This is a genomic window from Sporichthyaceae bacterium (assembly GCA_036493475.1).
In the GTDB taxonomy this organism is placed as follows: domain Bacteria; phylum Actinomycetota; class Actinomycetes; order Sporichthyales; family Sporichthyaceae; genus DASQPJ01.
The window spans coordinates 1-15,365 of record DASXPS010000118.1 but is presented as its reverse complement, the minus strand read 5'-3'; the positions used below and the strand labels follow the sequence as shown (position 1 = coordinate 15,365).

Annotated in this window: 14 protein-coding genes; 5 read left to right on the top strand and 9 right to left on the bottom strand. The window is 69.6% G+C overall.

The features are described from left to right. Positions 1 to 20: 20 nt before the first annotated feature. A complete protein-coding gene (gene metH / locus VGJ14_12385; protein ID HEY2833216.1) occupies positions 21 to 3,539 on the top strand; it encodes a methionine synthase in 3,519 nt (1,172 codons plus the stop codon). Between the two features lie 273 nt (positions 3,540 to 3,812). On the opposite strand, the gene VGJ14_12380 is transcribed toward metH, so the two are convergent. From VGJ14_12380 to VGJ14_12370, 3 genes are read right to left on the bottom strand one after another with little or no spacing between them, the layout of a single operon-like run. Beyond that, a complete protein-coding gene (locus VGJ14_12380) occupies positions 3,813 to 4,649 on the bottom strand; it encodes a maleylpyruvate isomerase N-terminal domain-containing protein (protein HEY2833215.1) in 837 nt (278 codons plus the stop codon). A gap of 54 nt (positions 4,650 to 4,703) precedes the next feature. Continuing rightward, a complete protein-coding gene (locus VGJ14_12375) occupies positions 4,704 to 5,048 on the bottom strand; it encodes a TfoX/Sxy family protein (GenBank protein HEY2833214.1) in 345 nt (114 codons plus the stop codon). Next, entirely contained in the window at positions 5,048 to 5,983 is a 936-nt protein-coding gene (locus VGJ14_12370; GenBank protein HEY2833213.1) for an alpha/beta fold hydrolase, read from the bottom strand. The genes VGJ14_12375 and VGJ14_12370 overlap by 1 nt, the downstream gene beginning before the upstream one ends. 69 nt (positions 5,984 to 6,052) lie before the next feature. Here VGJ14_12370 and VGJ14_12365 point away from each other — a divergent pair, with 69 nt between their 5' ends. Then, a complete protein-coding gene (locus VGJ14_12365) occupies positions 6,053 to 6,742 on the top strand; it encodes a helix-turn-helix domain-containing protein (protein ID HEY2833212.1) in 690 nt (229 codons plus the stop codon). Between the two features lie 268 nt (positions 6,743 to 7,010). Here VGJ14_12365 and VGJ14_12360 read toward each other — a convergent pair whose 3' ends face one another. From VGJ14_12360 to VGJ14_12345, 4 genes are all read right to left on the bottom strand, one after another. Continuing rightward, complete coding sequence (locus VGJ14_12360) at positions 7,011 to 7,376, bottom strand: hypothetical protein (GenBank protein HEY2833211.1); 366 nt, start codon at positions 7,374 to 7,376, stop codon at positions 7,011 to 7,013. Between the two features lie 17 nt (positions 7,377 to 7,393). Continuing rightward, positions 7,394 to 8,092, bottom strand: coding sequence for a GNAT family N-acetyltransferase (locus tag VGJ14_12355; protein ID HEY2833210.1), 699 nt, complete (start codon positions 8,090 to 8,092; stop codon positions 7,394 to 7,396). A gap of 49 nt (positions 8,093 to 8,141) precedes the next feature. Next, positions 8,142 to 9,617, bottom strand: a complete 1,476-nt coding sequence (locus tag VGJ14_12350; GenBank protein HEY2833209.1) for a glutamate--cysteine ligase — start codon at positions 9,615 to 9,617, stop codon at positions 8,142 to 8,144. A 234-nt stretch (positions 9,618 to 9,851) separates the two neighbouring features. Then, positions 9,852 to 10,292, bottom strand: a complete 441-nt coding sequence (locus VGJ14_12345; GenBank protein ID HEY2833208.1) for a DUF732 domain-containing protein — start codon at positions 10,290 to 10,292, stop codon at positions 9,852 to 9,854. Positions 10,293 to 10,487: 195 nt separating this feature from the next. On the opposite strand from VGJ14_12345, the gene VGJ14_12340 reads away from it, so the two are divergent. From VGJ14_12340 to VGJ14_12330, 3 genes are all read left to right on the top strand, one after another. Then, positions 10,488 to 11,189, top strand: a complete 702-nt coding sequence (locus tag VGJ14_12340; GenBank protein ID HEY2833207.1) for a hypothetical protein — start codon at positions 10,488 to 10,490, stop codon at positions 11,187 to 11,189. A 102-nt stretch (positions 11,190 to 11,291) separates the two neighbouring features. Next, positions 11,292 to 12,494 (top strand): site-2 protease family protein, encoded by a 1,203-nt coding sequence (locus VGJ14_12335; protein ID HEY2833206.1) that lies wholly within the window; start codon positions 11,292 to 11,294, stop codon positions 12,492 to 12,494. Positions 12,495 to 12,513: 19 nt separating this feature from the next. Further along, positions 12,514 to 13,560, top strand: a complete 1,047-nt coding sequence (locus tag VGJ14_12330) for a tRNA (adenine-N1)-methyltransferase (protein ID HEY2833205.1) — start codon at positions 12,514 to 12,516, stop codon at positions 13,558 to 13,560. 33 nt (positions 13,561 to 13,593) lie between these two features. Here the strand turns inward: VGJ14_12330 and VGJ14_12325 are convergent, their stop codons facing one another. Both VGJ14_12325 and VGJ14_12320 read right to left on the bottom strand, forming a co-directional pair. Continuing rightward, positions 13,594 to 14,430: a CAP domain-containing protein gene (locus VGJ14_12325; GenBank protein HEY2833204.1), complete on the bottom strand. Its 837-nt coding sequence runs from the start codon at positions 14,428 to 14,430 to the stop codon at positions 13,594 to 13,596. A gap of 305 nt (positions 14,431 to 14,735) precedes the next feature. After that, on the bottom strand, positions 14,736 to 15,365 hold a 630-nt coding region (locus tag VGJ14_12320; protein ID HEY2833203.1), incomplete at its 5' end, for a protein kinase.

Genomic DNA, 15,365 nt, shown 5'->3' with positions numbered 1-15,365 from the left:
TTAGTTAAGCTAGGACTCCAATGAAGCCCTCCGTTGCCGCCCTGCGCCAGGCCCTGGTCGAGCGAGTTGTCGTCGCAGACGGCGCCATGGGCACCATGCTGCAAGCCCACGACCTTCACCTGGAGGATTTCCAGGGCTACGAGGGCTGCAACGAGATCCTCAACGTGACCCGGCCCGACGTGGTCCGCTCGGTGCACGACGCCTATCTGGAGGTCGGCGTCGACGCGGTGGAGACGAACACCTTCGGTGCCAATCTCGCGAATCTCGGTGAGTACGACATACCAGAACGCATCGGTGAACTGGCCGAGGCCGGCGCGCGGATCGCCCGGGAGGCGGCCGAGCACTGGACCGAGCAGACCGGGCAGCAGCGTTGGGTGCTCGGCTCGATGGGTCCGGGCACCAAGCTGCCCACGCTGGGCCACGCGCCCTACGCGAAGCTCCGCGATGCCTACCAGCAGCAGACCGAGGGCATGGTCGCCGGCGGCATCGACGCGGTGCTGGTGGAGACCAGCCAGGACCTGCTGCAGACCAAGGCATCCATCCTCGGCGCGCGGCGCGCACTGCAGGCCATGGGCGTGGACCTGCCGGTGTTCGCCCAGGTGACCGTGGAGACCACCGGGACCATGCTGCTCGGCTCGGAGATCGGCGCCGCGCTGACCGCGCTGGAACCGCTGGGCATCGAGCTGATCGGGCTGAACTGCGCCACCGGCCCGGCCGAGATGAGCGAACACCTGCGCTACCTCTCCAAGCACTCCCGGATCGGGGTGTCCGCCATGCCGAACGCGGGACTGCCCGTGCTCGGGCCGAACGGCGCGCACTACCCGCTGGGACCCGATGAGCTTGCCGACGCGCACGTCGGCTTCATCCGGGATTACGGGCTGTCCCTGGTCGGCGGCTGCTGCGGCACCACGCCGGAGCACCTGCGCGTGCTGGTCGAGCGGGTCCGCGCGGCCGAGAAGGGCAAGCGCAAGCCGCGGCCCGAGCCCGGCGTCGCATCGCTCTACACGACGGTGCCGTTCAAGCAGGACACCGCGTACCTCTCTATCGGTGAGCGCACCAACGCCAACGGGTCCAAGGCGTTCCGCGAGGCGATGCTCGAGGGCCGTTGGGACGACTGCGTGGACATCGCCCGCGCCCAGACCCGCGACGGCGCGCACCTGCTCGACCTGTGCGTGGACTACGTCGGCCGCGACGGCGTCGCGGACATGAAGGAACTGGCCGGGCGCTTCGCCACGGCCTCCACGCTGCCGCTGGTGCTGGACTCCACGGAGCCCGCGGTGCTGCAGGCCGGCCTGGAGTGCATCGGCGGCCGGGTGATCATCAACTCGGTCAACTTCGAGGACGGCGACGGCCCGGAGTCCCGCTTCGCCCGGATCATGCCGCTGGTCCAGGAGCACGGCACCGGCGTCGTGGTCATGTGCATCGACGAGCAGGGCCAGGCCCGCACGGCCGAACGCAAGGTCGAGATCGCCTCGCGCACCATCGACGACCTGGTGGCGAAGTGGGGCATGCGGGTCGAGGACATCTTCGTGGATTGCCTGGCGTTCACCATCGGCGCCGGGCTGGAGGAATCGCGCAAGGACGGCGAGGAAACCATCGAGGGGATCCGGCTGCTCAAGCAGCGCTATCCCACGGTGCAGACCACGCTGGGCCTGTCGAACATCTCCTTCGGGCTGAACCCGGCGGCGCGCATGGTGCTCAACTCGGTCTATCTGAATGAGGCTCAGAAGGCCGGGCTGGACTCCGCGATCGTGCACGCGTCGAAGATCCTGCCGATGGCGCGATTGGACGAGGAACAGCGCAACACCGCGCTGGACCTCATCTACGACCGGCGTCGCCCGGCGACCGCGGACACCTCGGCCTACGACCCGCTGCAGAAGTTCCTCGAACTGTTCGAGGGCGTGGACTCCAAGTCGATGGCCGCGGAGAAGGAGTCCGAACTGCTCGGGCTACCGCTGTTCGCGCGGCTGGAGCGCCGGGTCGTCGACGGCGCCCGCAAGGGTCTGGAGGACGACCTCGATCTGGCGCTGCGCGAGCGTCCGGCGCTGGAGATCATCAACGAGACGTTGCTGTCCGGCATGAAGACAGTCGGTGAGCTGTTCGGCTCGGGGCAGATGCAGCTGCCGTTCGTGCTGCAGTCCGCCGAGGTGATGAAGACCGCAGTGGCCCACCTCGAACCGCACATGGAAAAGGTCGAGGGCGAGGAATCCGGTAAGGGCACCGTCGTGCTGGCCACGGTCAAGGGCGACGTGCACGACATCGGTAAGAACCTCGTCGACATCATCCTGAGCAACAACGGTTACTCCGTGGTCAACATCGGCATCAAGCAGCCGATCGCGGCGATCGTCGAGGCCGCCGAGGAGCACCGGGCCGACGTGGTCGGCATGTCCGGGCTGCTGGTGAAGTCCACGGTGATCATGAAGGAGAATCTGGAAGAACTGACGAGTCGTCAGTTGTCTGACCGATGGCCGATTCTGCTCGGCGGTGCGGCGTTGACCCGGGCCTACGTCGAGGAGGACCTGGCCGGTCAGTTCCCCGGCCAGGTGCGCTATGCCCGCGACGCGTTCGAGGGTCTGCGCCTGATGGACGCGTTCATGGCCGTCAAGCGCGGCGTACCCGGCGCGGAGTTGCCGCCGCTGCGCAAGCGTCGGGTGACCGGCGCGGCCAAACTGATCGAGACCGCGCCGGAGGACATGCCCGCGCGTTCGGACGTGGCCGCCGACAACAAGGTGCCGGTCCCGCCGTTCTGGGGTGAGCGCATCGTGCGCGGCATCCAGTTGGCCGACTACGCCTCGTGGATCGATGAGCGGGCGCTGTTCCTCGGCCAGTGGGGACTCAAGCCCACGCGTGGCCGCGACGACGGCCCCGGCTACCAAGAACTGGTGGAAACGGAGGGACACCCGCGGCTGCGCATGTGGCTGGACCGGGTGCTCACCGAGAACATGCTCGAGGCCGCGGTCATCTACGGCTATTTCCCGTGCTGGTCCGAGGGCGATGACCTGGTGGTGGCGCACTCCGAGGGGTCCGGGGGAGAGCCGGGCACCGAGCGCCTACGGTTCTCCTTCCCGCGGCAGCGCCGCGACCGGCACCTGTGCCTGGCGGATTTCTTCCGGCCCAAGGAGTCCGGCGAGATCGACGTGGTTGCTTTCCAGTTGGTGACCATGGGCGGCCGGATCGCGGAGGTGACCAAGGAACTGTTCGCCGCCAACTCCTACCGCGATTACGTCGAGCTGCACGGATTGTCCGTGCAGCTGACCGAGGCGCTGGCCGAGATGTGGCACGCGCGGGTGCGTGAGGAGCTCAGCTTCGGCGACGAGGACGGCGACCTGAACACGATGCTCAAGCAGGGCTACCGCGGCTCGCGCTACTCCTTCGGCTACCCGGCCTGCCCGGACCTGGAGGACCGCATCAAGCTCGTCGAGCTGCTCAAGCCCGACCGGATCGGCGTCACGCTGTCCGAGGAGCTACAGCTGCACCCGGAGCAGTCCACCGACGCCCTGATCGTGCACCACCCCGAGGCGAAGTACTTCAACGCTTAGCGCGTCAGCACCACGAAGTGCACTTCGCGGCGGACCACGAACCCCATCGACCGGTAGAGCTCCAACGCCGGGGTGTCGGCGTCCGCGACGTGCAAGTCGTCACTGGCCAAGTACGCACGCGTCTCGGCGGGGGCCTTGGGCAGATGGCAGGCCGAGCGCGACCCGGCCGCCCGGCGTACGAGCGGTCGGTGATACCCGACTCTTGCCGGGTTGTGCACCCCTCGGTCAGTGGACGATCGCGCGCGCTTCGTGCCGGGTCGGTGGTCGAACGGCTTACGGGGGGCTCATTACGGTGAGCATGCGGGGGAGCTTCCAGGGACGCAGTCCCCACGCGGTGAGCTTCCCTTCGAGAATTGGTTTCCATATTCCTTGGCGGCCGATGAATAGCAGCTGGAAGGCCTGGGGGTCGGCGGAGATGTGGGCGTCAACTTCAGGTGCGCGCCCCGTGTCGAGCGTCAGCGAACCGCGGTCGAAGACCATTACCGTTCGTTGGCCTCCGCGTAGGCGCAGCTCGATGCGAGCTCGGAAGGATCCGGCCTTCTCTTGGTTCAGGAAAGCGGTGGGCGGCAGGGCCGCGATCAGTGGAAGCACGAAGGCCTCGATCGCGAGGAGGGCATGGTGGCGCTGTATCGGCCACGGTCGCCCGGTGGCTGTGGCGATGTCATGGCCGTGGATGAGGCACTCGTTCAGCAGGTGACAAGCCACCGCCGAAACCGGCAGGCGGGTACCTTGAAGCCAATCGACGGTCGCTGATTGCGAACGCGACGCGACGTCGTCGAACTCGCCTGCGAGTGTGCCGATGCGGGCCGCGAGTGCAGCTGGGTCCCGTTCACTGTCCTCGGCCAGCAGCTTCGCGGTGGCCTCGGCTATGCCCGCTTTCGTCACAACGGTTTCCGGGACTGGCCTTCCGGCGATGGCGTCGGTGTCGGCGCGAAAAGAATGGGACAGGTGAGCCGCGACGTCGCCCACCGTCCAGGTACCGACCGACGCTGAGTTGGCGTCAGGGATGCAGCTCACAAGTGTGACGAGGCTGGGGACGACGTCGCGCAACGCGGCGCGAGCCCGGGCCATGGTGTCGGGTGCACCGCTGTGCGTCGCGGCTGGGGCCATGTCAGCGCCCTTCTGGGCATCAGGGTCTGGGACGGGGATCTGGGCGGGTGCTGGTCATCGATTCGCTCCCGTGGCGGGCGTGTTTCTCGCGGTGGTTGTCCCGACGGCGATCCATTCGGCCAGTTGGCGCTTGGTGCGCAGGTCGTCGCCGTCGATGTGTAGCCAGCCCTGGATCGCTCGGATTCTCATCTCCATCGGCCGCGCGTTGGTGGTGGCGAGGAGATGGTAGGTGCGTGCCGGATCGACCCGCACCAAAAGGCCACCTTGGCTGCTTGCCGCTACTGCGATCTTGCCGGCGACGAGGAAGGCGAGTCCTCCGAACATCCTCTGTTCGGTCACCGGCGAGCCGTCCACCAGCGGCTCCCGGACACGGTCGGCGAGGTGTACGTCGTAAGCCACTACGGTTGCCTTGGCGTTTTGCGCCGGATGTCCTCGCGAGCCGGAGATGTTCGCCGCCCGTCCGGTGCCGACCACCAGCCACGGATCGCCGCCGCGAACTCCTCGGGCGCGTCGGACTGCACGAAGTGGCCGGCGCCTTCGATGATCACGGTGCGGTGGTCGGCGAAGATCTGCTCCCATCGCTGTCGTTCCTTGGCTCGGAAGGCGAAGTCGGCGTCGCCCCACACGATGAGCGTCGGGAGTGCCGCGAGGTCTGCGAGCCCGGCCTCGATACCGGCGAGAAAGTCGCGGCTGGCGGTGATGCGCCGGGGGAATACGGCCGATGCCTCGCGCCGGCTGTGGGTGGCGAGGGCGTTCCGGTAATGCGCCATCTCATCGGGGGTCGGCTTTCGCAGCCGGTGCCCGACGGGGATCATCGCGTTGACGAACAGGTTGAACCGCCGGATCAGCTCGCGCCCGATCGGTCCACCCATGAGGCGGGAGGCCAGTTCGACGACCAGGTCGCCGTTGAGGGGCCACGCCCAGGTGTTGGCCAGGACGAGGCGTTCGAACGTGTCCGGTCGCTGCTCGACCGCGTACAAGCCGATCGGGCCTCCCCAGTCGTGTGCAACGAGGGTGACGTCCGATAGGCCCAGGTGGTCAAGGAAATCCACGACCACGGCGGCATGCTCCTCGGGGAGATACCGGTAGCCCGGCCCAGCCGAGGACAGCCCGAAGCCGGGGTAGTCCAGCGCGACGCAGCGGAACTCGTCCCGCAGCGCGCGGACCACGTCGCGATAGTCGAACGACCAGGTCGGGTTGCCGTGCAGAAACAGCAGCGTCGGCCCCGATCCTTCGTCCACGTAGTGCACCGTGTGCCCGCCGATATCGACGAAGCGGCTCTCGAATGGGAACAGCTCGTCGTCGACCCACGCAGGTCTTCCCGTGTCTGCCATCACTGCCCTTCGTTCCGGCCAGCTCTACTAGATGTTGTCAGGCGTGCTTGAGATTGTAAAGTGACTGGGATGAGTCGAAACTACGGCCACTACTGCGGTCTCGCCCGGGCGCTCGATGTCGTGGGCGACCGGTGGAACCTGCTGATCGTCCGCCAGCTGCTGATGGCTCCCGCGCGCTACCGCGAGCTGTTCGAAGGGCTCCCCGGTGTGGCCACCAACCTGCTCGCCGACCGGCTCCGCGACCTGGAGACCGCCGGAGTCATCGAGCGACGGCTGGCGGAGGAGGGCAACGCCATCGTCTACGCGCTCACCCCATGGGGCGCCGAGCTGCGGGAGCCGGTCGAGGGCCTCATCCGCTGGTCCACGCCGCTCATGACGCGCGGGCCAGGCGGCGACCACTTCCGCGCCGAATGGCTCGTCCTGCCTCTCTCAGTCCTACTCACTGGCAAGGCAGCCGCACGCCGGTCATCGACGGTGGGGATCGCGGTCGATGGCGTGCTGGTCCAGGTTCGGATGACACGCTCGGGCACAGAGGTGAGCCCGCATGATGGTCGCGATCTTGACGCCGTCGTGCGCGCTGACGCCCCGATCGTTCTCGGGCTGGCAGCGGGTGTGCTCGGCCTTGACGACACCCGTGGGCTGGTCGAGATCGAAGGCGATGAAGCCGCCGTACGAGCCGTCTTCAACCCTCCGCCGCGGCGAGCACCTGGAGCGCAACGGGCGGAGCTGGACGGTCGTGCTCGATCCCGACGGCAATGAGTTCTGCGTCGGCTAAGACCAGCTCCGCCCAGGCGTTCCTGGCTCACTCGTCATCGTCTGGAGTGTCGGGGTCCCGCAGCGGTCGATGGGGTACCTCCCAGTTCGGGTAGGTGGAAGCTGTAGTGCCCGTCGATGCCGATGTGGTGGCGCACGAACCGGAGACAGCCGGGGGACGTCCTGCGCGAGCACCGGGTAGCCCCGGCGGCGGAGGTCGCTCAGAGCGCGGTCCATGTAACCGCTGGCCTCGAGCGCCGCCAACGGATCCTCGTCACCACAGATCGGCAGCGGCGGGAAGTAACGGGCGTTCTCCTCGGAACAGGTCGTAGACCGAGTCGATCCAGCGCTCGCCGAACCACACCCGCGGCCGCACCCCCTGCACCCTCAACTCCGGCGGGCGCGGATCCACCGCCTGCTCGAACAACGGCACCCGGGTCTCCGCCCACAGCCGATGCCCATAGAGCAGCGGGGAGTTGGCGCCCACCGCAACCTGCACCGCCGCCACGGCCTGCGCGGCGTTCCAGCAATCGGCGAAGGCCGCGGGCTCGGTCTGCACGTGGAACTGCGCGGAGGTGCAGGCGGCCTCGTGCGCCACGGTCTCGACGTCGAAGGTGCAGCCGAAGTGATCGCGTTGCACCTGAACGCGGTCACGCCTTAGCCGGCGGGGGTCAGCACCACGAAGTGCACCTCGCGGCGGAGGACGAAGCCCATCGCGTGGTACAGCCCCAGGGCCGGGGTGTTGGCGTCCGCGACGTGCAGGTAGGGCGTCGCGCCGTCCGCCTGGATGCCGGCGGATACCGCGTGCACCACGCGCCGGGCCAGGCCCTGGCCGCGGTGCGCGGGGTCGGCGCAGACGGCGCTGATCTCGATGGCGTTGCCGGACCACATCCGACGCCCGGCCATCGCGCGCAGGTCGCCGCCGGGACCGCGCAGGCCGAGGTAGCCGCCGAAGGCGATGGTGCGCTCGGCGAAGGGGCCGGGTTGGGTGCGGTTGACCAGGTCGAGCATCTGCGGTCCATCGGCCTCGCCGAGTTCGACCAGTTCGGGGTCGTCGAGTTGCCGCCTGACGGGGTCGACCAGCTGCCGGCCGACGATCCGGCGCAGCACCGTCCAGTCGGCGGGGACCTGCCCGTCGGGGACGTCGAGCACGATGACCGTGCGATCGGGCAGCAATGCCCGCAACGCCGCCCAGTGCTCGGGGTCGGCGGGGTCGTCCAGAAACGCGAACGGTCCGACGTCGGCGCGGAAGGCGGCGCAGTGCTCGGCGTGCACGCCGAGGGCGTGCTGAGGGCCCCTCAGGGCGTACCGGACCGGATCATCGAGTCCGGCGTCCGGAAGCAATGAGATGGTCACCGTTGCGATCCAACCACCTCGCCGGCAGCGGGGCACCGCAATATCCGCCTCAGGGCAGGGGCCACGTATGCACGGGTTCGCCTGCATGCATGTACTGGTGGTAACGCTGGGTCAGTTCGTGCAGCGCCTGCTCGCGATCGAGCCCGGCGTTCTCCCGTGCGGCGAGGAAATCCTGCTGCCAGGAGGCGCCGTTGCGGCGGTGGGTGCAGCGGCCCTCGATGATGCCCAGGGTGGCGTCCCGTTCGGCGGGGGAGACGCCCCAGTCGTCCAGGCCGGCCGCGGCGATGGGCAACAGCGTGTGCCGCACCAGGTCGACCGCGGGCACCTCGCCGAGTCCGGGCCAGGTGAGCGTCGCGTCCAGCCCGTGCCGCGCCGCGACTCGGAAATTGGCCCGGGCGGCGTCAAAGTCCAGGTCCGCCCACACCCGGCCGCGGTGCCCGGTCAGCCCGCGCACCAGGCCGAAGAAAAATGCGCCGTTGGCCACGGTGTCGGCGACCGTCGGCCCGGCGGGCAACACCCGGTTCTCCACCCGCAGGTGCGCCACGTCGTCCTCGACGGAGTACACCGGGCGGTTCCACCGGTAGACGGTGCCGTTGTGCAGGGTGAGTTCGGACAGCGACGGGACCCCGCCGGCGTCGAGCGCTGCCAGCGGGTCCTCGTCAGCACAGATCGGCAGCAGCGGCGGGAAGTAGCGGGTGTTCTCCTCGAACAGGTCGTCGACCGAGTCGATCCAGCGTTCGCCGAACCACACCCGCGGCCGCACCCCCTGCACCCTCAACTCCGGCGGGCGTGGATCCACCGCCTGCTCGAACAACGGCACCCGGGTCTCCGCCCACAGCCGATGCCCGTAGAGCAGCGGGGAGTTGGCGCCCACCGCTACCTGTACCGCCGCCACGGCCTGCGCGGCGTTCCAGCAATCGGCGAAGGCCGCGGGCTCGGTCTGCACGTGGAACTGCGCGGAGGTGCAGGCAGCCTCGTGGGCCACGGTGTCGGCGGACATCACCAGCCGGTCCGTCCCGTCGATGACGATGCGGAACTCCTCACCGCGCGCGGCCAGGAGCTGGTCATTGAGCGCGGCGTAGCGCGTGGACTCCGACAGCGCCGCCGGTCCGATGTGTTCCTCGCGCAGTGTGGGCAGGATGCCCACCATCACCAGATGGGTGTCCAACCGCTGCGCCATCGCCTCGGCGTGCTCCAGGCTCTGCACAAGTTCGGTGCGGAACTCGGCGAAGCCGTCTCCGGCCGGTGTGCGGGGGTCGGTGTTCAGCTCGATGTTGAACTTGCCCAACTCGCTCTGCCAACGCGGGTCGTCGATCGCCGCCAGCACGTCGGCGTTGTTCAGGCTGGGCTCGAAGGCGGCGTCTACCAGGTACAGCTCGAGTTCCATGCCGACCTTCGACCCGGCCTCCTGGAACATGCCCTCGGCCAGCATGCGGTCCAGCGCCGACCGACAGCGGGCCAGTTTGTCCCGGAACCGGCGACGATCCGCGGACGTGAACTCCGCGGTGGAGACGTCCTTACCCATGACCCCTCGCACCTCGTCGGCAGACCAGCCCGGTTCCTCTACCCCCGCCGGACCGCCACTGTCATACGTGGGCCGTCATTTTCGGGGGCGCCGGGGGCGTGATTTCGACGACTCGCGTATGACAGTGCTCTCTGCGCTCATGAATGAGCGGAGGGAAGCTCGGCCCCGCGGACGCGACTGATGCCCGTCGGGGCGTGTCCGACGGGCATCAGTACGTCTGGTGCGGTGGGGACCTCAGTCCGTGGCGAAGTGCTGCATGCCCGGGCAGTAGGCGAGAGCCGACGCGGTCACGAAGGTGATCAGCTGGTTGGCGTCCACGTCGTGCCCGACCAGCGCTGCGACGTTCTGGGAGATCCGGTCGGACTGCGCACCCCAGGTGGGCAGCGCGTCGCAGGTCTTTTTGGCCAGCTTGATGTAGGCGCCCTCGTTGCCCGGCTCAGCGGCCAGCGTGAGGTCGGACAGCAGCCCAGTGAAAAGGACGTGCGAACGGTCCATCGAAGGAGCCAGCATCGGCTGCTGGCCGGCGTAGATCTGGTTGTAACTCTGGACCACCTTGTCGTGCGTGGATGCCGCCTCCGCACCGCCCGGCGAGGCGGCGATGGCAACTGCGCCGAGCACAACGAACCCGGCAGCGACTGCCGCAACCTGGCGGACCGGGGAGAAAGACGACGACAACCTGACACCTCTAGATAGAAGGGACTTGTGGCCGATTCGACGCGCGTGGGGCCGATCGCGCTCCGCGGGCGGCGAAAAACAGGCCGAAGGTCTTCGGGTGACTCGCCGAATGGCGGAGGTCTTGATGCGTTTTGCGAGCATTCTGCTTACCTGGCACGGGTAATCTGCGCCCGATTCTGATCCCCGGTGTGAAGGATGAGCAGGGTGCATTGGCAGCAGGCCTGGCGGCAACCGGGCACCACGTTGCGTCAGATCCGTGCCTTCCCCGCCGAGGTCCGGCGGGCCCGGCGGGCCCGGGAGCTGGCCCGCAACCAGCTCGCTGAGGTCCAGTCCAGCCTGCGCAAGACGAACGGGAAGCTCCGCGCGGCACGCGCGGAGATACGCACCTCGCTGGGTCCATTGCGGGCGGAGCTGGCCGACGCCCGGGCGGAGGCCGAGGCGCTGCACCGGCTCTACGAGACCGATGAGGTGCCCGAGGGGATTCGGACCGCGCTCAACCAGCTGCGCCGCGGCCCGGACGCCCCGTCCGCCCGGGTACTGCTGGAGTTGGCCGACGCGGCCGCCGCGGTCCTTGGAGTGCCCGGCCGGCTGCTGGTGCTGGGCCCGGCCGCGGTCGCCGTACCCGTGGTGCTCGGCGCCGCGGGCGGTGCCGAGCGGGTGGATGTGCCGGTCAACGGCGCCCTGCCGGATGGTTCGGCGGCGCTGGTCTACCTCACCGGGCCCGCGGTGGACCGCTTGACCGATGTCGCGGCACGGCTGACGCAGGGCGGTCGGATCGTCATCGAGGACTACCGAACCCCCGAGGTCCGCCGTGTGGTGGCCCGCTTCCTGGACGACCACGCCGGGCTGATGTGTGTGCGCAGCGCGCTGTTGCACTTGGTGCCCGAGCCGGACTGAGCGTCGCGCCGCGGGGCAGCGGACGGCGCGGCGCCATACCATCGGGGATTAGCCCTGGCGTCGCTGCCGGGACCAAGGGACGAGCAGAGGCGGGGACGCGCGGTGACCGACACGGCCCGTCCATCCGCCGACGATGCCCCGCGACGGGGCTCGGGCTGGCTGATGGGCCGGGTGGTGGGCGTTCCGGTCTACGTCACCCCGTCCTGGGCCGTGGTCGCACTGCTGATTACCGTGATGTTCGCGCCGAACGTCCGCTACGACATCCCGGAGATCGGCACCGGGCGCTTCGCGGTCTCCTTCGCCTACGCGGTGCTGCTCTACGGCTCGGTGTTGGTGCACGAACTCGGTCACGCGGTGACCGCCATGCGCATGGGTTTGCCGGTGCGTCGGATCACCCTGCAACTGCTCGGCGGGGTCACCGAGATGGGCGGACAGGCGCGCAGCCCGCGCCGGGAGTTCGCCATCGCCGCGGCCGGTCCAGCGCTGTCCATCGCGCTCGGCATCGGCGCCTGGGCCGCCATCCATGCGCTCGGCGGGGACCCCGGCGGGCTGACCGGGGGATCGGCCGCCTCCGATCCCAACGACTCGGTGCACCTGCGCATCGCGCTGGAACTACTCGATGCGCTGATGTACGCGAACATCGTGGTCGGCATCTTCAACCTGCTGCCCGGTCTGCCGTTGGACGGCGGAGTGATGCTGCGCTCGACGCTGTGGGCGGTCACCGGGCGCACCTACACCGCGACCATGGCCGCCGGCTGGGTGGGCCGAGGGCTCGCCGTCGTGGTGTTCTTCGTGCCGCTGCTCATCGACTCGTGGGGGGATCGGAAGGCACAACCGTTCTCCATGGTCTGGGGAGCGTTGCTGGCCGGATTCATCTGGGTCGGGGCGACCGCGGCCATGCGCGGGGCGCAACTGCGGGAGAAGCTGCCGGAGCTCGCCGTGCGCGGGCTGACCCGCCGCGCCATCCCGGTGGACTCCGACCTGCCGCTGGGCGAGGCGCTGCGCCGCGCCGCCGAGGTCGGCGCGTACGGGCTGGTCGTGGTCGACTCCACCGGCCGTCCGGTGGGCCTGGTCAACGAGGCCTCGGTGTCGGCCACCCCGGAGAACCGGCGGCCCTGGGTGGCGGTGGCCACGCTGTCCCGGCGGCTGGAGCCGGGCCTGGTGCTGGACGCCGGCCTGAGCGGGGAGGACCTGCTGCGTCGGCTGGATGCCTTCCCGGCCACCGAATATCTGGTGCTGGAGTCGGACGGGTCGATCTTCGGCATGCTGTCCACCGCGGACGTGCGCCGCGTGGTGAGCACCTGACGCCCTAGGGTGGCCGCCCGTGAGTGAGCGAACCCTCGGAGAACACAGCACCGACGAGCCCGCGTCCGAGGACGTGCGCCCCGAGGTGTCGCGCCGCGGCCCGTTCCGGGCCGGGGACCTCGTCCAACTCACCGACCCCAAGGGGCGGCACTCCACGATCACCCTGCAGGTCGGCAAGACCTACCACTCGCACAAGGGCAACTTCGCGCACGACGACCTGATCGGGGCGCCGGAGGGCACGGTGATCCGCACCAACGGTGGGCAGGACTTCCTCGTGCTGCGCCCGCTGCTGTCGGATTTCGTGCTGTCCATGCCGCGGGGCGCGACCGTCGTCTATCCCAAGGACGCCGCGCAGATCGTCGGGCTGGCCGACATCCACCCCGGCGCTCGGGTGGTCGAGGCCGGGGCCGGGTCCGGGGCGCTGACCTGCTCCTTGCTGCGTGCCGTGGGCGTCGCGGGGCGGGTGTCCTCCTACGAGCGGCGCCCGGAGTTCGCGGTGGTGGCCCGCAAGAACGTGGAGCGCTTCTTCGGCGGCCCGCACCCGGCCTGGTGGCTCACCGAGGGTGACCTGGCCGAGCAGCTGCCCGGCAACCCCGCCGACGCCGAGGTGGACCGGGTGGTGTTGGACATGCTCGCGCCGTGGGAGTGCCTGCCCGCGGTCAGCGACGTGCTTGTGCCCGGCGGCGTGCTGTGCTGCTATGTGGCCACCACCACGCAGCTGTCCACGCTGGTGGAGGACCTGCGGGCGGGCAAGCTGTTCACCGAGCCGACCGCCTGGGAGACGTTGGTGCGTACCTGGCACGTGGAGGGTCTGGCGGTGCGCCCGGACCACCGCATGATCGGGCACACCGGTTTTCTGGTCACCACCCGACGCATGGCGCCCGACGTGCCCGCTCCGGTGCGTCGGCGTCGCCCGGCCAAGGGGGCATACCCGGAAGTGAGCCGAGAGGAGAGCGAGCAGCGAGGAACGAGCGTTCGCTCTGCCGAGGCGATCGAACGGGTTGACCGAAGGGATCACCCGAAAATCGACGACGAATCCGCAGCGCCGAAAGAAATCCAGTCGTGAATTCCCCACGAATTCCTTGACAGGAATTCCCGGTCAGCCGCCGAAGTCCACGACCCAGTATTGGCCGTTGGGCACATAAGCCATGCCGACCCATTTGAAGTTGCAGTCCAGGATGTTGCGCCGGTGGCCCGCGTGGTCCATCCAGGCATCCTGCACGCCGCGGGCGTCCGGGAACCCCGAGGCGATGTTCTCCCCGATGTCGTCGCCGTCGAAGCCGGCCTGCCGGATGCGCTGGTCGTAGGTGCGCCCGTCCAGCGAGGTGTGCGAGAAGTAGTCCCGTTGCGCCATGTCCTGGGCGTGGCCGAGGGCGGCACGCATCAGGGCGGGGTTGGGCGTCAACGCGGCGCAGCCGTTGTTCAGCCGGTCCTGGTTGGTCAACGCAAGCAGTTCGGTGATGTTGTGCGACGGACCGGGCGCGGGCGGCGGTGGCGGCGGAACCACCGGACCGGCCGGGGGCGGGGTGGGCACCGGTGAGGGCGTGGGAGTCGGGGCGGGATTGGGCGCCGGGGCCGGGTTGCCGGGCGTCGGCGCAGGTGCAGGGGCAGGTGGTGGAACCGAGGTGCCGGGCGCGGCCGGCCCGGGCGTGGGCATGGGCGTCGGCTGCGGGGAAGGGACCGGCGCCGGCGCGGGCGGCGCCGGCTGAGGGGCCGGGTTCGGGGTGCCGGCCACGGTGGGCACGCCCGCGTCGTACAGGCCGCCGGTGGGCACCGGGGCGCCATTGGCCGGCCGGGCGGTGTGCAGCCGGGCGGCGTGGCCCACTCGTTGTGCGCCGACCGCGCCGGGCGCGGCCTGTGACACCGGGCCGATCAGCACCGAGGCGGAGACGGCGGCGGCGAGTACGCCCGCCTGCAAGACCCTGCGCCGATGCATTGAGCTGTCCCCCTGATCACGCAAGGCCCGGTGCCGCCGTGCGTTCCTGACCAAGAAATGCGACGCCTCTATTTGCTCGAATGAGGCGATCGAATTACTTCCCCCGAACGCATTGGTGACGTTAGCCGGCGAAATCGAAAGGCGTGAGGGAGCGCGTCCGTCAGGGTGTACGGCAAAACGTCGGTATTCGCCGCCGAACCGGACACAACGGTTGCGATGAATTCCGCGGCAATTGCCCGCCGACGACCCGGTACGGTCCTATCCGTACCGACCACCCGTACGGCGCAACGGCGGAACCGCAGTCCTCAGCGACGCCGCGGGCGGGGCAACAGATGGATCAGGCCGCGCTCATCGGGAGTCTCTGTGTGCTGGGTGAGCACGGCCGGGTCGCCCGCGCCCGCACCGGCTCGCACCAACGCCTCGGCCACTGCGGCCGCGTCGGCCGGGCGATCGGCGGCGTCCTTGGCCAGCCCGGCCGCGACCAGATCACGCAGCACGGCGGGCACGTCGGCGGACAGGGCGGGCGCCTGCTGGCTGACGATGCGGATGTAGATCGTCGTGAAGCCCTCGCCCGGCTGGGCCGGGAACGGGGGCCGCCCGGTCAGCAGGTGATACACGGTGGCCGCCCAGGCGTACAGATCGGCGGCCGGACCGGCCGGATCCCCGTCCAGCACCTCGGGCGCGGTGAATTGCACCGTGGCCGGGTCGCGCGCGACCAGTTCTCCGGCGGGCTCCTCGTCCGACGAGCCGAAGCCGGCGAGCAGGGCTCCACCGTGGTCGGAGACCAGCACGTTGGCCGGGTGCACGTCGCGGTGCACGACCTCCAACCGGTGCGCCGCGGCCAGGGCGGCGGCGAGTTGAACGGCCACCCGTGCGGCCTCCGCGGGCGGCAGCGGCCCGTGCCGGTGCACGTGTTCGGCCAGCGTGCCCCGGCG